A 17,510-nucleotide genomic window follows, 5' to 3' on the forward strand; every position below is an offset into this window, starting at 1 on the left:
CGGAAGTTGTCGATCTCGGCGGCGCGGACTTCAATGATCTTCGGCCTTCCACCCCGAGGCCGCTTCCACCCCGCCCGAGGAGTCGGCACCGCATGCGCAGGACCTTCCACACCGCTCACGTCTACATGATCATCGGCCTCGTCTCCGGTCTCTTCTACCGCGAGTTCACCAAACTCAACGACTTCACCGGCGAGTCCCAGCTCTCCGTCGTGCACACCCACCTGCTGGCCCTCGGCATGCTCGTCTTCCTCATCGTGCTCGCCCTCGACAAAGTCTTCGGACTGTCCGGCGAGAAGGGCTTCGACGCGTTCTACTGGCTCTACAACGCCGGCATGACCGTCACCGTCGGCAGCATGGTCTTCCGGGGCGTCCAGACCGTCCTCGGCAACGACATTCCCGAGATCTTCGCCTACCTCTCCGGCGCCGGGCACATCGTCCTGACCGTGGGCCTGGTGTTCTTTTTCACGGTCCTGGGCAAGCGTGTGAAGGCGGCCAGCGTCGAGGCGAAGTAGCCTTAGCACCATGGAGGACCACGGACTCTTCGGGCCGGACTCCGTGACCTGGCCCGTGCACACCGAACTCGTCATGTGGATCGGCGGCCTGCGCGCGCTCTATCTCCAGTCCCTCCACCCCCGCGTCATGCGCGGAACCTTCCAGAACTCCGCCCTCTTCGACCCGAAGAAGGCCTGGTCGCGCTTCATCCGCACCGCCCAGTTCGTCCACGTGCGCACCTTCGGGGACAGCGCCGCCGTCGAAGCCGCCGCCGCCCGCGTCCGCGCCATCCACGCGGGCCTCACCGGCCACGACTCCGACACCGGCGAGACCTTCCGCCTCGACGAACCTTCCGGGCTGCTGTGGGTGCACTGCGCCGAGATCGACTCCTACGTCGACATCGCCCGCCGCTCCGGCGCGATACCCACCGACGAGCTCGCCGACCGCTACGTCGACGAGAACCGCCGCGCCGCCGAGGTCCTCGGTCTCGACCTCGCCGACGTGCCGGCCAGCCGCGCCGAACTGCGTGAGTACTTCGAGGGCATGCGGCCGAGTCTGTACGCCTGCGACGAGGCGAAACAGGGCCTGCTGCGCTCCTTCAACCCCCCGTTGCCGCGCGAACTGGCGATCCTGCGCCTCGGCGTGCCGGCGGCCAACACCCTCGCCATCAGCTCGCTGCCGGGCTGGGCGAAGGCCATGTTCGGCATCCCCACCCTGCCGGGAGCGCACACGGCCACCACCCTCCAGCTCCGCGCCCTGCGCGGGGTGACGAGCCTGGCCATGCGCGAACCGGTCGACGAGCGGATCGCCGGGTGCCGCCGTGACGCCGCGGCGATGATGAACGGCACCTTCGTCTCGAAGCTCATGCCCGCCGCTCGCTAGGCCCTCCCGGCGCGCAGCGCCAGCCACCCGGCCATCGCCTTGACGCCGGCGCCGATGGCGCGCTCGTCGGGGTCGAAGGAACCCGCGTGGGGCGAGGCGGTGGCGATGTCGGCGCCGGGTGCCCGGACGCCGAGGTAGGTGTAGGTGCCGGGCAGCCGGTCGAGGAACAGGGCGAAGTCCTCGCCGTTGAACGGCATCGCGGCACGCGCGACCACCACGCCGTCGGAGACCTCCGCCAAATGCTCCCGCAGAGCCTCGGCATCCGCCGCACCGCAGACCATCGCGGGGAACGGCTCGCCGGGGAAGTCCACAAGGGACCTGTCCTGGGCCGACGCGAGCGCGCGGATCGTGTCGCGCACCTCGCCGTGCCGGTCGGGCGGCCAGCAGCGGAAGGCGGCCGTGACCACAGCGTGCCCGTCGGTCGAGCGCTCGCTCACCCCAGCCCACACGGTGACGAAACGGGCCAGCGGGCCGTCGGGCGTGAGCAGATCGGCGACGAAACGCTCCCGCTCGGCGGCCGTCGCCGGTGGGGTAACCGTCGACAGCCCGGCGATCTCACCGGCCAGTGTCCGAGCCCGCCCGGCGGCACCGGATCCGGTCACGGTGATCTCGGCGCGGTCGAGCCCGGGCATCCCCGTCCCCGGTGTGACCGCGAAGGTTCCCGCCTCGATGGGAGCGCAGTGCAGGGCGTGGATCTCGTCGGGGCCGAAACGCCCGAGGAGATCGTCGTCGAGCATCGCGCGGGCGCCCTCCAGGGTCTCCTCGGCGGGCTGGAAGACGAACACGATCCGGCCGCTCAGTCGTTCGCGCATCCCCGCCAAGACCCGTGCCACGCCCACCCCCACAGTGGTGTGCACGTCGTGCCCGCACAGGTGCGCGGCCTGCCCGTCGCCGCCGAACTGTTCATGCGGCGGCACGGCGTCCATGTCGGCGCGATAGGCGACCGTCCGTCCGGGATTCACTCCGGTGAGGACGCCCACCACCCCATGGCCGCCGACCCCGACGGTGACGTCCAGACCGGCCGCGCGGAGTTCCGTCGCGACCAGCGCGGCTGTCCGGTTCTCGGCCCCCGCGAGCTCGGGATGGGCGTGAACATCACGTCGAAGGTCACGGAGTTCACCGTCGATGAGGTCGGCGGCACCGTTGACGGCGGCCTGAAGGTCGAGCATGCGGACTCCCAAGTTGACGTAGTTCTGATGTCATAGTGCCGTCATCTTGGCCACGGCGCGGTAGGCCCAGCACCCCTTTTTCCGACCCGGGATCGCCGCAAGCGCCGGACACACCCGAATCCGCCTGGATACGCTGCCCTCTCCAGTGGGCTTTCCGCACGGGGGCGAGCGATGGCCGCAGACATCATCACGACGGTGACCGAGGGCTACGCCTTCGACGAGCCCGCCGTCGGCGTCGGCGCCCTGGTCGACGACGACAAGGCCGTCCCCGACGCCAAAGTCGCCATCCCGCTGGCCATGTTCAACCGGCACGGCCTGGTGGCCGGCGCCACCGGAACCGGCAAGACGGTGACCCTGCAAGTCCTCGCCGAACAACTCGCCGAGCAGGGCGTCCCGGTGTTCCTGGCCGACATCAAGGGGGATCTGTCGGGCATGGCGACCCCCGGGGACGGCGCCGAGAAGCTCCTCGAACGCACGGTGGAACTAGGCCAGACCTGGACTCCCGCAGCATTCCCCGTCGAGTTCTACGCCCTGGGCGGCCAAGGCAGAGGTACACCCCTCCGCGCCACCATGACCGCCTTCGGCCCCACGCTGCTGTCGAAGGTCCTGGACCTGAACGACACCCAGGAATCCTCCCTGGGTTTGATCTTCCACTACGCCGACTCCCGGGGCCTTCCCCTCCTGGACCTCAAGGACTTGAGGGCCGTCGTCCAACACCTCACCAGCGACGAGGGCAAGGCCGAGCTGAAGGCCCTCGGAGGCCTGTCGGCCCAGACCGCCGGGGTCATCCTCCGCGCTCTCATCAACTTCGCCGACCAAGGCGCCGACCAATTCTTCGGAGAGCCCGAGTTCGACCCCACCGACCTCCTGCGCACAGGAGCCGACGGCCGCGGAACCGTCTCCATCCTGGAGCTGCCGGACCTCCAAGCCCAACCCGCGGTGTTCTCCACCTTCCTCATGTGGCTGCTGGCCGAGCTGTTCCAAGACCTCCCCGAAGTCGGCGACCAAGACCGCCCGAAACTGGTGTTCTTCTTCGACGAGGCCCACTTGCTGTTCAACGGCTCCTCAAAGGCTTTCCTGACCGCCATCACCCAGACGGTCCGCCTGATCCGGTCGAAGGGTGTGGGGGTGTTCTTCGTGACGCAGACGCCGAAGGATGTGCCTACGGACGTCTTGGCGCAGCTTGGTGCGCGGGTGCAGCACGCGTTGCGGGCGTTCACGCCGCAGGATGCGAAGGCGTTGAAGGCGACGGTGTCGACGTTCCCGCACTCCGCCTACGACCTGGAGGAAGACCTCACCCGTCTCGGCATCGGCGAAGCCATGGTGACGGTCTTGGACGACAAGGGCCGGCCTACTCCTGTTGCGTGGACGCGGATGTACGCGCCTCGCTCCCACATGGGCCCGTCGGATGAGGCCACGATGACCGGCCTGATCGAGGGGTCGGCGATGAAGGCGAAGTACGGCGTGGACGTGGACCGAGACTCCGCCTACGAGATGCTGTCGCGCAAGGTCGCCGAGGCCGCAGCCGCCGTCCCCGAACCGGCCGCCGTCCCACCGGTCCCGGCCGCGCCGAAGCACGAGCCGCTTCCACCGCTTGACCCACCGTCGAAGTCGAAGTCGCGCGCCACGAAGAAGGCCGCGAAGGCGCCCGCCTCAAGCCCCAGTGGCTTCCTCGACAACCTCGCCAAGTCCGCCGCCACGACCTTCGGTCGCGAGATCACCCGGACGTTGTTCGGCACCGCCAAGCGCCGCTGACGAGCCGAAGGCGGCGGCGATCCGAGTGCCAGCCCGGCTTCGTGTCAACGACCCGGTGTTCCAAGGGAGGCGCGGTGTGGGTCGCCACGTGCCGCACGACCGATCCTGTCCGATCGTTGTCGCCGGGTTGTTCGGGGGCTCAACCGGTGAATTCGTCGACTCCGAGGGCGAAGTTCCAGTGGCCGACCCCGTTGCCGGCGAGTGCCACCGTGACCACGCCTACTCCTTCCAGCCAGTGCGCCATTTTCAGGCCTCCGACGTCCAGTGGGCGCAGCCCGAGGCTCTCGATGAACGCCGCCACACCCGCCTTGGCCCGCGCACTGTCGCCGGCGATGAAGACGTTGGGCCGGCCATTCTCCAGGACATTACGGAAGATGGTGTTGAACGCCTTCACCACGCTGGCGCCGGCAGGGGCCACCTTGGCGACTTCCTGCGCGATCGAGGTCTCCTCGCTGTGGGCCAGGCCGTCGAACGTGGCGTTGAAAGGGTTGCTGACGTCGACGATGACTTTGCCCGTGAGGGCGTCTCCGTACTCCGTGACGACCGGAACGACGCCGTCGTACAACAGGGCCGTGATGACGATGTCTCCGGCCGGGACAGCGGCCCACTTGCCTGTCGTCGCGCCGCCGCCCAGAGCTTTGGCCAGGGCTTGGGCCTTGGACTGATCGCGTCCCATGACCTCGACGGTGTTGCCGCCCGCTACCGCGAGCGCGCCGATCGTACGAGCCATGTTCCCCGTACCGATGAGAGTGATGCTGCTCATGAGGTGTGCTCTCTTCCTGTTCGCGCGGTGTCGCTCTGTCTTGTTCACGCCGGGTCGGGCGCGGATGGGGTCGGCCGCGACGTTTCGGGGCCGAGCGCCGCGCCTGACCCGGCGCCGCCGGCCCGTCTTCCGCCGGTGGGTTGTGGGGCGTGTCCGCGGCGTTCCCGGTGTGTGGTTCAGATGGCGGTGGTGCCGCCGTCGGTGACCAGTTCCAGGCCGTTGACGTAGCTGGAGTCGTCGGAGGCGAGGAACAGGGCGACGGTGGCGATTTCTTCGGGGCGGCCCATCCTTCCCCGGGGGATGAGGGATTCGAAGGCGGCCGTGGTCGCCTCGTCGAACAGTTCCTCCTGTTTGGCGGTGGCGACCTGGCCGGGGGTCAGGACATTGACCCGGATCTTGCGGTCGCGCAGTTCGTTGAGCCAGACTCGGGCCCATGCCTGCTGGACGGCTTTGCTTCCCGCGTAGAGGCTCCAGCCGGGGAAGGCGCCGAGGGAGGCGTTCGATCCGGTCATGAAGATCGAGCCGTTGTCGTTGATCAGCGGCAGTGCTTTCTGCACGGTGAACAGGGTTCCGCGCGCGTTGAGCCAGAAGGCGCGGTGGAACTGTTCCTCGGTGATCTCGCCGAGGACGGCGGGTTCGCCCATCCCGGCGCTGGCCCACAGCACGTCGATCGAGCCCTTTTCCCGCTTGACGGTGTCGTACAAGCGGTCCAGGTCGTCCAGTTCGGACGCGTCCCCCTGAACGGCGGTGACGTTGCGGCCGATCAGTTCGACGGCGTCGTCCAGTGCTTCCTGCCGCCGGGCCTGGATGAAGACGTGCGCGCCTTCCGCAACGAACAGTTTGGCGCCGGCCAGTGCCATGCCGGTGGATCCGCCGGTGATCACCGCTACCTTGCCGTCGAGCTTTCCCACGATCACTCCTCTAGGGGTTGGCTGTTCGAGACGACATCCAAGTTAAGTACACCGCTCGGTTTGGTTAACGTAGCCCTTGGTCGGTCGGAGCGCAACTTAGGTACACCGCTCGGTACCGATCGGTCTATGCTGGAGCCATGACGGAGTTGGAGAAGGGCCCTCTGGGGCGGCGCCGCGGCAGGGGTGCACGCGAGCGCATCCTCACCGCGTCCCAGCTGCTGTTCCGCGATCAGGGGATCAACCGCACCGGCATGGACCAGCTCTGCGCCGAGGCTCAGGTGTCCAAGCGCACGGCCTACCAGCACTTCACCGGCAAGGACGAACTCGTCGCCGAGTACCTGCGCCGATTCGATCCCGACGTCATGCCCGGAGTGTTCGATCGCACCGACCTCACGCCCCGCGAACGACTCCTCGCCGCCTTCGAGATACCTGCGTCCACACCCCTGTGCCCCTACATCGCGGCGGCCGTCGAACTTCACGACCCCCAACACCCCGCATCCCAGTACGCGCGCGACTACAAGATCGCCATCGCCGCGCGGCTCACCGAAACCGCCCGCGAAGCCGGCGCCACCGACCCCGAACAACTCGGCGAACAACTGGCGCTGCTCATCGACGGTGCCTCGGCCCGCACCCGAGTCCTCAATCGCGAATGCTTCCCCGCGGCCGCCGCCGTCGCCGCCGTCCTCATCGACAACGCCATCCCCGCGCCATCTCCTGGGCAGCCCGGCGATGACCGCGGAACCACCGAAACCGCTTCCGTTCCGGTGGGGGGCCGATGACGGACCGAGCACGCCTCGTCTGCCGGAAAAGCGACGCCCTACGAGATCCTGTCGCGCAAGGTCGCCGAGACCGCCGCAGCCGTCCCCGAACCGGCCCCGCCGGAACGGCGCTGAACCGCGAGGCGAGGCTTTCGCCGGTGCACACTTGCGACCAGTCTGTGCGCAGCTATCGATCCAGATCGCGCACCTCACTTGGGCGTCGGTCCCGTCGTCGGCGACCGCCTCACTGGTGACCGGTCGAGTCGAGGGGCAAGGATGGCAATGGACGGGTTCGCGGCACAGGCCCTGGAGGCATTGCGAGTGCCCTTGACCGGTTACTGCTACCGGCTGCTCGGTTCGGCGGCCGACACCGACGACGCGGTCCAGGAGACGCTGATCCGGGCCTCGTCCAAGTGGGACCTGTTCGACCCCAGTCGCAGCCGAGTGAGCACGTGGGTGCACCGGATCGCCACGAACGTGTGCCTGGACATGTTGCGTTCAGCGCGGCGCCGGGAACTGGTGGTCGACCTGGAGGCGGTCGCCGGCCGGGGCCCGGGCCTGGGAGTGCCGCTACCGCCGCAGGCGTGGGTGGAACCGATGCCCGGCACTCGGCTGATCGCGTCGCGGGACCCCGGTGAGGTCGTGCTGGAACGCGAGTCGGTGCGCTTGGCGTTCATCGCGGCGCTTCAGCACCTGGCGCCCCGCCAGCGGGCCGTCCTCATCTTGCGCGACGTGCTCGCCTTCACCTCTCGGGAGACCGCCGAGGTCCTTGACACCACGACGGCCTCGGTGAACAGCGCCCTGCAGCGTGCACGCGCGGTGTTGGACCAGCATCGGCCCGATCCTCTCGACATCGACGATCCCGCCGATCCGGCGCAGCGGGATCTGCTGCGGCGCTACGTGCGGGCCTTCGAGGCGCACGACGTCGCCGAGCTGACCGCGGTTCTGCGCGCCGACGCCGTCTCCACAATGCCTCCGTTCCTATGGCGGCTCGATGGAGGGCGCGCGATCGCGAGTCTCACCGGTGCCAGCGGTGAGTGTGCGGGCGCGCGGCTGCTGCCCTGCGACGTCAACGGAGCCGAGGGCTTCGGTCAGTACCGTCCGGACGACGACGGCCTTCTCCACCCCTTCGCACTGGTCACCGTCGAGATCCGGGGCGGTCTGATCGCGCAGACCGTCATGTTCCTCGGCACGGGAGATCGCTTCGGCGAGTTCGGTCTGCCCGCCGTCATACGCCCCGAGGATTTCCTTCCCGGCGACCGATGAATTCCTTCCGTGAGCGTCGTACAAGTCGTGAAGACCCATCGACGCAGAAGGAACGACATGACCATCTCCTCAGATCATGTGACCCGCGAGGTGCGTGCGGAGCGCGAGCGCCTCGCTGACCTCTTCGCCGGTCTGGCGCCCGAGCAATGGGACGCCCCGTCGCTGTGCGCGGGCTGGCGCGTGCGCGAAGTCGTCGCCCACATGACGATGCCTTACCGCACCAAGCCGCTGAGTGTGTTGGCCGGCATCGTCCGGGCCGGTTTCTCGTTCCACCGCTACGCCGACCGCGATGCCCGAGCGACGGCGCAACGCATGGATGGAGCCGCGCTCGTGGCCCTCCTCCGTCGCAACCTCGACAACCCCTGGCGGCCCCCGGGCGAAGGAGCCGTCAGCGCGCTGAGCCACGACGTGATCCACGGCCTCGATGCCACCGAACCGCTCGGCCTTCCAACCCCGCCGCCCGAACGCGTCGCCTTGGTGCTCGCTTCCATCGGCCCTCGGCATCTCAAGTACTTCGGAGCCGAGATCGGAGGGCGGCGGATGACGGCCACCGACGCCGACGTATCGGTCGGTGAGGGACCACAGGACGTGCCGATGCACGCCAAGGACATACTGCTGGTAGCCGCCGGTCGGATCGCCCTTGACGGTTTCCACGCTCGTCAGAGATAGGCGCCGGCCGTCGAGGTGAACCGGGATCTCACCTCGCGCGAGGGCCCCTGATCACGCGACCGCCCGGTGACCGACAGGTGTGCCGCATGAGTTGAACGCGACGACGCCCCTCCTTGCGGACCGCCGCCGGCAACGTGTCGCCGTGCCCGGTGACAAGCGTGTGCCGAGGCCGCCGACGCGTTCTGCGTCGGTGGCCTCGGCAAGCCTTGAAGGCTAGTGCAGGTTCGACGAGGATCATTTGATTCTTGCGGGCTCGTCGAAGGCGTTCCTGACGGCGATCACGCAGACGGTCCGGCTCATTCGCTCCAAGGGCGTGGGCGTTTTCTTCGTGCCCCAGCCCCCGAAAGACGTCCCCGCCCCTTCCTCGCCCAACTGGGCGCCCGCGTCCAGCACGCGCTGCGGGCGTTCACGACGCAGGATGCGACCATGAACGGCCTGATCGAGGGGTCGGCGATGAGGGCCGAATACGGCACCGACATCGACCGCGGCTCGGCCTACGAGATCTTGGCCAGCAAGGTCGCCGAGGCGGAGGCAGCCGCCCCCGACCCCGCCGCCGCCCCGGTCCCGACCGCACCGAAGTACGAGCCGCTGCCCCGCTGGACCGGCCTCGAAGTCGAAGTCGCGCGACGAAGAAGGCGGCCAAGGCTCCCGCGTCGAGCCCGAGCGGGTTCCTCGACAACCTCGTGTTGAGGACTTTCGCATCTGTCGGTCCGCTTATCGTGGGAGCAGGCTCGCAGTGAGGGCCATGCCTCGCCTGAGAGGGGAATCGACCGTGACAGTTATCTGGTTCGTCATCTGGCTCATCGCGAACACCATGGGCACCCGGGAGCCGCTCCTCTTCGATCCGGTCAACATTTGGGCGGGCACGCTGATCCTGGCCATCGGGCTTGACCTGGCCGGCGCGCATGCGACCGGTAGAGGCAGGCGCGGGCGCTGACGGTTCGCCGACCGGGTCCGAACCCTGTGGGCGTCGCGGGGCGGAAATGGTGCCGCATGCGGCACCTGCGCTGAGCCTGCGAACGGATTGCGCAGAAGCCGTCAGTGGTGTGGGATCGGAACACCCGCGGAGCGCAGTTCGGTCTCGACCAGCGCGTTGAGCCGAGCCCAGGCCGGCGACTGGTCTTCGCGGTGGTGGTCGATGAGCCCGTAGCGAGCGGAGGTGTCGGGCCCGATCCGTATGCCCGCTGGTATCGCCAGCAGTTCGCGATCGGCCAGCAGGTTGGCGGCAAGGGCTGAGGCCAGCCGCTCGATCCGGGGATCGTCGGGTTCCCAGGATGCCGCCGCTATGCTCCGCTTGATCAGTTCGACGTATTCGGGGTCGTCGAGCCGGTGTTCGAGGTTGGTCAGGAAGTGGTCGAGGCCCTCCGGCGCCAGCGCCCGGAACAGCACCAGGGCTTCGCGCTGGCCGGCCACATAGTCGGGGGTGAAATCCAGGCGGCTCAACCGGTCCAGGACCGCGAGGGCGCGGTCGGGCAGCAGGGCCCGGTCATCGGCGACCCGATACAGCTTGTCCCTGCGAGCGACCAGCTCCGCGATCCGATCGGTCAGACGCCGTTCGACGTCGTTGAGGGCTGCGGCGAACTGCTCGGGGCCGGCGTCGAGCAGGGGTGCGATCTCCGACAGCGGTACGCCGGCGGTGGCCAGCGTCCGGACCTGGACCAGCCGCAGCAGATCGTCCGATCCATACCGGCGGTAGCCGGAGCCGTCACGCCGAGGTTCGGCGAGAAGGCCGTGCCGGTGGTAGTGCCGCACAGTCTTGACGGTGACATCTGCGAATGCCGCCGCCTGCCCGATGGTGACGCCGACAGCCTGGCCCCCCTTCATCGGCTCAGCCCGAGCGCGTCATCAGCACCGGCCGATTCGTCTGCGACCTCAGCCGGCGTGTCGGCAATGGGCGCCATGCCCCAGGCCGAATCGGAAGATCTCCCCGGGTTCGCTGTGGTCACATGGGGATTGTGCACCCTGCCCCTAGGTCATGGTCAACCTGCGCGGTTGCGGAGGCATGGCTTGCCGGGTGACGCGAAGATCGCGGCTTGACCTTGACCCGAGGTCAGGGTGAATCCTCGCGGCATGACCGACAACATCAACAAGAACCCCTCTGCCACCAGTGGGCAGGACCGCCCGGAGCTTCAGAGGGCCATCCAGGACATCGTCGACTCCGGGTTCGCCGGAATGCAGCTGCGGGTGAACGAACCAGGGCGTGAGTGGGTCGGCAGCGCCGGGGTGCGCAGGCTGGGCGAGACCGCCAAACCGCCGACCGACGGGCACTTCCGCATCGGCAGCACGACCAAGACCCTGGTCGCGACCGTGGTCCTGTGTCTGGTGGCCGAGGGCGTGATCGGGCTGGACGACCCGGTGGCCGACGCCCTTCCCGAGTACGGGCTGGACGGGCGGATCACGGTGCGGATGCTGCTGCAGCACACCAGCGGGGTCTTCAACTTCACCGGCGAGTTCGAACCCGACGGGACCCTCCTCCCGGGAATCCCGGTGCAGGGTCAGGAGTACGTGGACGGCCTGTCCCGCGCACACCGGCCGCAGGATCTCGTCCGGCTGGCACTGTCCAAGCCCGCTCGGTTCGAGCCGGGGACGGACTGGAGCTACTCCAACACCAACTATGTGCTGGCCAGGCTGCTGATCGAGGAAGTCACCGGCCGCTCGATCGACACCGAGATGCGGCGGCTGGTCCTGGGGCCGCTGGGCATGTCGAACACCGTGTTGCCAGAGGCGTCACCGGAGATTCCCGAGCCGCACGCCCACGGCTATTACCGGTACGAAGACGCCGGCCGGTCGAAGGTCGCCGACGTGACCCGCATGAGTCCCTCCTGGGTGTCCAGTGCCGGTGACATGATCTCGACCACCAAGGACCTCCACACTTTTGTCTCGGCACTCATGGGAGGCAGGCTCCTGCCGGCCGCACTCCTGGCCGAGATGCGTACGCCTCACCCCAAGAGCGGTGACTTCCGCTACGGCCTGGGGTTGTTCGTCGAGGACATCGACTGCGGCGTCACCGTCTTCCACCACAACGGAGGCTTCGCCGGCTGGGCGGCGCTGATGTACAGCACGCCCGATGGCGGCACGACCCTCACCGCGTCGCTGACCATCGGAGACGGCGAGCTCGACTTCGCCGCCGCGGCTCAGGCGTTCGAGAAGGCGAAGCGGCGACTCGTCACGGAGGTCTTCTGCGGCGGGCAGACCGAGCCGGTCGACGACGCTTCCGCTCAGGAGGCCCACACGACGGCCTGAGCACTCCCGCACGGGAGGGTGCGGTGAGGACCGCGCCGACCGACGGGACCTGCGCCCTTGGTCAAGTGGGCGAGCGCCCACCTATAATGGGCGCTCGCCCACTTCGTATCGTGAAGGGAAGACCGGCCATGAAGACTTCAGAGTCGACGGATGTCGTGATCGTCGGTGCGGGCCCCGTGGGTCTCACCTTGGCGTGCGACCTCGCCCGCCGCGATGTTCGCGTGCGGATCGTCGATCGTGCCGCCGCGTATCCCGTCGGAACACGGGCTCGCGGCATCCGGGCCCGCACCCGGGAAGTGTTCGAAGACCTCGGCGTGCTCGCTCGCCTCTCCGAACACGCCGAGGCCGCACTTCCCACGCGCTTCTACGATGCGCAGGGAAACGTGGTGCGAGAGACGTTGTTGTACGACGCTCCGCCGGTGCCGGGCGCCCCATACCCGGGCAGCCTCATCGCGGGCCAGCAGTTCACCGAGGCGGTCTTGCGCGAGAAGCTGGCATCGTTCGGCACCCGAGTGGAACTCGGCGGCGAACTGACCGAACTCGCCCAAGACCGCGAGGGGGTCACGGCGACTGTTCGGTTCGGCGGGCACCGCGAGGACATCCGGGCACGCTTTCTCGTCGGCTGCGACGGCGGCGGCAGCACCGTGCGCAAGCAGGCGGGAATCAGTTTCCTCGGGGAGACCTGGGAGCGGCAGCGGATGCTGTTCGGCAATCTCGGCGTCGACGGACTGGACTCCGCGGTCGCGCACATGTGGGCCACCGGTCCCGGCGGGATGTTGACCCTGGCTCCGATGCCCAAGAGCGATACCTGGTTCTTCACGGCACCGCTGCCGCAAGACGACGGCGACGGGCGGCCGTCGGTGTCGATGGAGAGCTTCGCCGAGATCTTCTCTCAGCGAGTCGGGCTCCCCGGAGTGACGTTCCGCGACGCGGTCTACCTGTCGGTGTACCAGGTGAACATCCGTATGGTGGACCGCTACCGCGACGGCCGCGTCCTCCTCGCGGGAGACGCCGCCCATGTGCACACACCCGCCGGCGGCCAAGGCATGAACACCGGCGTCCAGGACGCCTACAACCTCGGCTGGAAACTCGCGCACGTCCTGCGCGGAGCACCCGAACCGCTGCTGGACACCTACGAAGAGGAACGCCTGCCGATCGCCGAGCACGTGCTGGCCTCGACCACCGCGCGTGGCAGGTTCTGGGCCGGCGACGACTCCGCGCGCGTGTCGGAGCGCATTGCCGGAGCGTTCCAAGGCCGCGATCCCTTCAGCGACGTCAGTCAGCTCGGCATCAGCCACCAAGGCAGCAGCCTGGCGCACCAGTTGGACGAGTCGATCGGTGTCCGCGCGGGCGACCGCGCTTTCGACGTCCACTGCACGGAGCCGGCGAGCGCCGAACGCGTGAGGCTGTTCGACCTGTTTCGCGGCACGCACTTCACGCTGCTCGTCTTCGGTACTCGCCCCGCGCCCCAGATCAGCGAGAAGCATCGCGCCGACGTGCGCACCTGGCGCATCCTTCCCGGATCCCAGCCACACGGCCACAGCGAGAGCACCCTCATCGACTCGACGGGGGAGGCGCACGACCTCTACGGGGTCAACGGCGACGGCCTGGTACTGGTCCGCCCCGACGGCTACATCGCTCTGGCGGGAGGCTCCTGGGAAGAGCGATCGGTGTCCGACTACTTCCGACGTGTGACAGGCGACTGAGCACACGAGCCGAACGCCCGGCCAACCCGCGACGAGTGTCGACGACGGGCGCTGTTCAGAGTGACGTTGGTCGCTCCCATCGCTTCGGTGCCCACACTCCCGCTGGTCACCGACCCATTCGTGAGCCGCTCAGGGACCGGCCCTAAGGGATCGCCCCCTTTCGCGGTCCACATCGGACACCGAGACTCGGAAGGCATGAGACTGCAACGGATCGGGGCAGTGGCGCTCGCCTTCGCCCTCGTCACCCTCGTGCCCGCCCCAGCGGCCGCCGACCCGGCCGGCACCCTCCGCGACGAACTCGACGCCGTCGTCACCGACGGCTCGCCCTCGGCCGTCCTGGAGTTCCGGGACGGCCGCCACGTCGAACGCCTGGCCGGTGGCGTCGCCGAACTCGGACGTCAACGGCCCGCTCCCGTCAACGGCCGGTTCCGCATCGGCAGCGTCACGAAGACCTTCAGCTCCACCGTCGCCCTTCAACTCGTCGGCGAAGGCCGCATCTCCCTCGACGACAGTGTCGAGCGCCGACTGCCCGGCGTCGTGCCGAACGGCCGGAACATCACCCTGCGCCAGTTGCTGAACCACACCAGCGGTCTCTACAACTACACCGACGACGTCCTGGTCACACCCGAGCAGGTCGTCCGCGACCGCTACAAGCGCTGGACCCCGCAACAGCTGGTCGCCCTGGCCACCAGCCGCGATCCCCTCTTCCCGCCCGGCACCGCCTGGTCCTACTCCAACACCAACTACGTCCTGATCGGCCTCGTGATCGAACAGGTGACCGGCCACCCACTCCAGACCGAGGTGGACCGCCGCATCATCCGCCCACTCGGCCTGCGCGACACCGAAGTGCCCCGGAACTCAGTGCGGATCAGCGGCCCGCACGCCCACGGCTACCTTCAGGTGAACGGCGAACCCGTGGACATCACCGCCCTGAACGTCTCCTCGTCCTACGCTGTCGGCGACATCATCTCCACCACCCGCGACCTGAACACGTTCTACGCGGCCCTGCTCGGCGGCCGCCTCCTCAAGCCCGCTCAGCTCACCGAGATGAAGACCACGGCCTTCGACTCCGGCTACGGTCTGGGCCTCAGCAAGGTCGCCCTGCCCTGCGGCACCGAGATCTGGGGTCACACCGGCGGCATCCCCGGCTACCTCACCTTTTCCTTCCACCAGCCGGAGACCGGCCGCTACCTCAGCCTCTCGGCGACGAGCTACGCGATGGTCCCCGACGTCGCCCTGTTCAACGTGCTCACGGCGGCCTTCTGTCCGAGCGGGACCCCCGGCGGAACCCCCGACCTGCTGCTGGACATCGCCTGAGACCGACTGCGGGCGGACCCGTCGACGGGTCCGCCCGCAGTCGAAGCGACCGACTTCGCTACCTCAGCCAGGTGCTGCGTTGCACGATCGGGAGCCGTGCCCACAGGCGGCCGAGTCCCCAGGTGTTCCCGGCCAAGGTCAGGGCGCACACGATCAGCGCGATCGCGTAGATCACGTGGTAGTCGACCAGGGGGTTGCTCGACCCGCTGGGTTCCCCGGCGGAGGTGGTCTGCGCGGGCGGCCACTCGGCGACCCACATCAGCAGCATCATCACGGTCCCGGCCACTGCCGCCAGGCGCAGGCCGATGCCCGCGACCGCCGCGGCACCGATCGCCAGCAGGCCGAGCATGAACAGCCAGTCGGCCCACACCGCACCGGCCATGGACTGGAACACGTCCTGGAACGGGCCGACCGACACGTGCCCCAGGAAGCCCTGGGTCGGGGAACCGCCGTTGATCCACGCCCGCTCAGAAGGGGTGGAGTACCCGAGGCCAAGGAACTTGTCGGCGAAGGCCCACAAGAACACCAAGCCCGTCGCGATACGCAGGGCCGCCAGTGAACGAGCCGCCCAGGGTGAGTGGGTTTCGGCGGGGGAGCGGCTTTCGTTGCGGCTGAGGGTGACACGGTCTCGAATGGACATGACGGGCCTCTCTGTACGTCTTGCGGGGATCAGGGCTGGGGTACTACGACGACGGGCGCCCAGGAGTGGTGGAGCACCGCTTGGCTGACCGAGCCGGAGTGGGCGCGGCGGCCTCCGCTGCCGACGACGACCAGGCGGGCGGCGGTCGACCAGTCAACGAGGGCTTGGGCGGGACGGTGGTCGGTGACGGTGCAGGTGGCGTTCAGAGCGGGGTGCGTCTCCTCTGCGTCGCGCACGATGTCGCGCAGCCAGTCGGTGCGGCGAGCGGTCTGTTCGCTGATCGGCCCCGCGGTGCGCTGGTCGACCGGCTGGAAGGCGTGCACGACCATGAGCGTCGACTTGCGAAGCTCGGCGTGCACGGCGCCGTAGGCGAGCGCGGCGCGGGAGGCGGCACTCCCGTCGAAGCCGACGATCACGGGCAGATCGGTGGCCTCGGCGGGGACGGCGTGGGTGTGCGGGCGGATGACGGCCACGGGACAGGGCGGGTCCGCTGCGACGGCGTTGCTGACCGAGCCGAGGAGCATGCGGCCGAGCAGTCCGCGGCCGTGACTGCCGAGAACGAGCAGGGACCGTTGCGGCATTCGGCGTTGAGGACGTCGAAGGGCGGGCCTTCGATGGTCTTCGTCGTCACCTTGAGACGTGTGCCTGCGGCGGCGACGATGGCCGCCGCCTCGGCAAGCAGTTCTCGCGCGTTCTCTTCGTATTGCTGACGGGCGCTCTTGTCGAGTCCCTCGTCGCGCAGCGGGAAGGGGTAATCGTCGCGACCGAGCCTGACGGGCGCCAGCCACTCGAAGGCGTGCACGAGGACGAGTGGGCTCGACGTGGCGGCGGCTTCCTCGGCCGCCCAGCGCAGAGCGATGACACTCTCGGGTTTCTCGTCGATTCCGACGACGATCGGGGGCTTCTCGTGCTGCGTTTCCATGTCCTCAGAATCGCGGAGCGGCGGGCCCGGGGGCAGGGGCGAAACAAGGCACCGTGCCGGGCCTTTAGACCCCGTCGGGCAACGGCGTCACAGCGACGGTGCCAAAGGTCCCGGGCTCACACGCGTTGCGGTGGGCGGCCGGTGAAGCGCAGGCCGGCCGAAACCCTCTGATGATCGTGCACGCCTACGAGTGGGCACCGCCGTCGCGAATGCGCCAGGGGACCTGCTTCTTCCTGACGACGGACGTCGGCGTCGACGAGATCACTCGGGCCGCGGTCGAGGAGCGAGCACGTGCGCTGGTGGCCACCGCCAACGACGTGGTGACCGAGTCGTCGGCACGGCTGTCGGTCCTCACCAGGATCACCGAGGGTCCGCCGGCCGAGGTGTTGAGCGCAGCGGCGCAACACGCCGCGATGCTGGTCCTGGGCAGCCACGGGCGCGGCCTGCTGGGGCGGATGTTGCCCGGATCGGTCAGCGCCGCCGTTGCCGCGGATCCCCCGTGCCCGCTCGTGGTGGTCCGCGAACAGGCGGTCGTGCGAGCTCCGGCCGTGGTCTTGGTTTGCCTCGACGACGGCCGCAGGGACGCGGCGGCGCTGTCCTACGCCGTTGAACATGCCGCCCGCCACGGAGCCCCGCTGCGACTCGTACAGGCTCGCCGGCCCGAGGAGGCCGGCCGCGATGCCGGCGACCGACTCAGGGTGCGGCTGCGCGATCTGGCGTCGACCGCGGGGAAGGTGCACCCCAGTGTCGATGTGACCTGGGGGGTTCTCGACGGGCACCCGGCTCAGGCCCTCATCGAGCTGTCGGCGTCGGCGGGTCTCGTCGTGATCGCCGCGCGAGGAGGAAACGGCGCGCGGTGACCGGCGGACTGCTCCACCACTCCTGGTCTCCTGTGGCGGTGATTCCGTGAGCCCTTTGCTCTTGGCGGGCTGAGGACAGCGCCGCATGGTGCACATGACTCTCGCCGCATTAGGTCTGGCCCGCTTGGCGTGGGACGCTTTCGAGGAGCCGGTTCGG

The 17,510-nt window shown here is 68.8% G+C and carries 19 protein-coding genes and 1 pseudogene; 13 read left to right on the forward strand and 7 right to left on the reverse strand.

The window, feature by feature from the left end; genetic code table 11:
* The first annotated feature begins 92 nt into the window (after positions 1-92).
* Both AB0I28_RS12805 and AB0I28_RS12810 read left to right on the forward strand, forming a co-directional pair.
* Entirely contained in the window at positions 93-512 is a 420-nt protein-coding gene (locus AB0I28_RS12805) for a DUF2871 domain-containing protein (RefSeq protein WP_357492648.1), read from the forward strand.
* A gap of 10 nt (positions 513-522) precedes the next feature.
* Positions 523-1,374 carry an oxygenase MpaB family protein gene (locus tag AB0I28_RS12810; RefSeq protein ID WP_357492650.1) on the forward strand — a complete coding sequence of 284 codons (852 nt, stop codon included), beginning with the start codon at positions 523-525 and terminating at the stop codon, positions 1,372-1,374.
* Here AB0I28_RS12810 and AB0I28_RS12815 read toward each other — a convergent pair.
* Entirely contained in the window at positions 1,371-2,543 is a 1,173-nt protein-coding gene (locus AB0I28_RS12815) for a M20/M25/M40 family metallo-hydrolase (protein WP_357492652.1), read from the reverse strand. The genes AB0I28_RS12810 and AB0I28_RS12815 overlap by 4 nt on opposite strands.
* Before the next feature lie 171 nt (positions 2,544-2,714).
* Here AB0I28_RS12815 and AB0I28_RS12820 point away from each other — a divergent pair, with 171 nt between their 5' ends.
* A complete protein-coding gene (locus tag AB0I28_RS12820) occupies positions 2,715-4,298 on the forward strand; it encodes a helicase HerA-like domain-containing protein (RefSeq protein WP_357492654.1) in 1,584 nt (527 codons plus the stop codon).
* Positions 4,299-4,437: 139 nt separating this feature from the next.
* Here AB0I28_RS12820 and AB0I28_RS12825 read toward each other — a convergent pair whose 3' ends face one another.
* Both AB0I28_RS12825 and AB0I28_RS12830 read right to left on the reverse strand, forming a co-directional pair.
* Positions 4,438-5,061, reverse strand: a complete 624-nt coding sequence (locus AB0I28_RS12825; protein WP_357492656.1) for an NAD(P)-binding domain-containing protein — start codon at positions 5,059-5,061, stop codon at positions 4,438-4,440.
* 176 nt (positions 5,062-5,237) lie between these two features.
* Positions 5,238-5,972 (reverse strand): SDR family oxidoreductase, encoded by a 735-nt coding sequence (locus tag AB0I28_RS12830; RefSeq protein ID WP_357492658.1) that lies wholly within the window; start codon positions 5,970-5,972, stop codon positions 5,238-5,240.
* A gap of 137 nt (positions 5,973-6,109) precedes the next feature.
* On the opposite strand from AB0I28_RS12830, the gene AB0I28_RS12835 reads away from it, so the two are divergent.
* From AB0I28_RS12835 to AB0I28_RS12860, 6 genes and pseudogenes are all read left to right on the forward strand, one after another.
* Positions 6,110-6,751 carry a TetR/AcrR family transcriptional regulator gene (locus AB0I28_RS12835; RefSeq protein WP_357492660.1) on the forward strand — a complete coding sequence of 214 codons (642 nt, stop codon included), beginning with the start codon at positions 6,110-6,112 and terminating at the stop codon, positions 6,749-6,751.
* Between the two features lie 261 nt (positions 6,752-7,012).
* On the forward strand, positions 7,013-7,996 hold the full coding sequence (locus AB0I28_RS12840; protein ID WP_357492662.1) for an RNA polymerase subunit sigma-70: 984 nt from the start codon (positions 7,013-7,015) through the stop codon (positions 7,994-7,996).
* A 57-nt stretch (positions 7,997-8,053) separates the two neighbouring features.
* Positions 8,054-8,665: a maleylpyruvate isomerase family mycothiol-dependent enzyme gene (locus AB0I28_RS12845; protein WP_357492664.1), complete on the forward strand. Its 612-nt coding sequence runs from the start codon at positions 8,054-8,056 to the stop codon at positions 8,663-8,665.
* A 235-nt stretch (positions 8,666-8,900) separates the two neighbouring features.
* Positions 8,901-9,076, forward strand: a pseudogene (locus tag AB0I28_RS12850) (helicase HerA-like domain-containing protein); the annotation flags it as partial.
* Positions 9,077-9,091: 15 nt separating this feature from the next.
* Complete coding sequence (locus tag AB0I28_RS12855; RefSeq protein WP_357492666.1) at positions 9,092-9,355, forward strand: helicase HerA-like domain-containing protein; 264 nt, start codon at positions 9,092-9,094, stop codon at positions 9,353-9,355.
* A gap of 82 nt (positions 9,356-9,437) precedes the next feature.
* Positions 9,438-9,602 carry a hypothetical protein gene (locus tag AB0I28_RS12860; RefSeq protein ID WP_357492668.1) on the forward strand — a complete coding sequence of 55 codons (165 nt, stop codon included), beginning with the start codon at positions 9,438-9,440 and terminating at the stop codon, positions 9,600-9,602.
* Between the two features lie 101 nt (positions 9,603-9,703).
* On the opposite strand, the gene AB0I28_RS12865 is transcribed toward AB0I28_RS12860, so the two are convergent.
* Positions 9,704-10,489, reverse strand: coding sequence for a MerR family transcriptional regulator (locus AB0I28_RS12865; RefSeq protein WP_357492670.1), 786 nt, complete (start codon positions 10,487-10,489; stop codon positions 9,704-9,706).
* A 246-nt stretch (positions 10,490-10,735) separates the two neighbouring features.
* On the opposite strand from AB0I28_RS12865, the gene AB0I28_RS12870 reads away from it, so the two are divergent.
* The 3 genes from AB0I28_RS12870 to AB0I28_RS12880 all read left to right on the forward strand — a co-directional run bounded on the left by AB0I28_RS12870 (position 10,736) and on the right by AB0I28_RS12880 (position 14,931).
* Positions 10,736-11,908, forward strand: coding sequence for a serine hydrolase domain-containing protein (locus tag AB0I28_RS12870; RefSeq protein WP_357492672.1), 1,173 nt, complete (start codon positions 10,736-10,738; stop codon positions 11,906-11,908).
* Positions 11,909-11,931: 23 nt separating this feature from the next.
* A complete protein-coding gene (locus tag AB0I28_RS12875; RefSeq protein ID WP_357492674.1) occupies positions 11,932-13,614 on the forward strand; it encodes an FAD-dependent monooxygenase in 1,683 nt (560 codons plus the stop codon).
* 195 nt (positions 13,615-13,809) lie between these two features.
* Complete coding sequence (locus tag AB0I28_RS12880) at positions 13,810-14,931, forward strand: serine hydrolase domain-containing protein (protein WP_357492676.1); 1,122 nt, start codon at positions 13,810-13,812, stop codon at positions 14,929-14,931.
* A 58-nt stretch (positions 14,932-14,989) separates the two neighbouring features.
* Here AB0I28_RS12880 and AB0I28_RS12885 read toward each other — a convergent pair whose 3' ends face one another.
* Genes AB0I28_RS12885 through AB0I28_RS12895 form a run of 3 tightly spaced genes read right to left on the reverse strand, consistent with a single transcriptional unit; the run spans position 14,990 to position 16,493 of the window.
* Positions 14,990-15,571 carry a hypothetical protein gene (locus tag AB0I28_RS12885; protein ID WP_357492678.1) on the reverse strand — a complete coding sequence of 194 codons (582 nt, stop codon included), beginning with the start codon at positions 15,569-15,571 and terminating at the stop codon, positions 14,990-14,992.
* 29 nt (positions 15,572-15,600) lie between these two features.
* On the reverse strand, positions 15,601-16,095 hold the full coding sequence (locus AB0I28_RS12890; protein ID WP_357493262.1) for a universal stress protein: 495 nt from the start codon (positions 16,093-16,095) through the stop codon (positions 15,601-15,603).
* Positions 15,984-16,493, reverse strand: coding sequence for a universal stress protein (locus AB0I28_RS12895; RefSeq protein WP_357492680.1), 510 nt, complete (start codon positions 16,491-16,493; stop codon positions 15,984-15,986). Before AB0I28_RS12895 ends, AB0I28_RS12890 begins: the two co-directional genes overlap by 112 nt.
* A 98-nt stretch (positions 16,494-16,591) precedes the next feature.
* Here AB0I28_RS12895 and AB0I28_RS12900 point away from each other — a divergent pair, with 98 nt between their 5' ends.
* A complete protein-coding gene (locus AB0I28_RS12900; protein ID WP_357492682.1) occupies positions 16,592-17,353 on the forward strand; it encodes a universal stress protein in 762 nt (253 codons plus the stop codon).
* Positions 17,354-17,510 lie beyond the last annotated feature (157 nt).

The sequence above is a fragment of the Phytomonospora sp. NPDC050363 genome, from assembly GCF_040655735.1.
Classification (GTDB): Bacteria; Actinomycetota; Actinomycetes; order Mycobacteriales; family Micromonosporaceae; genus Phytomonospora.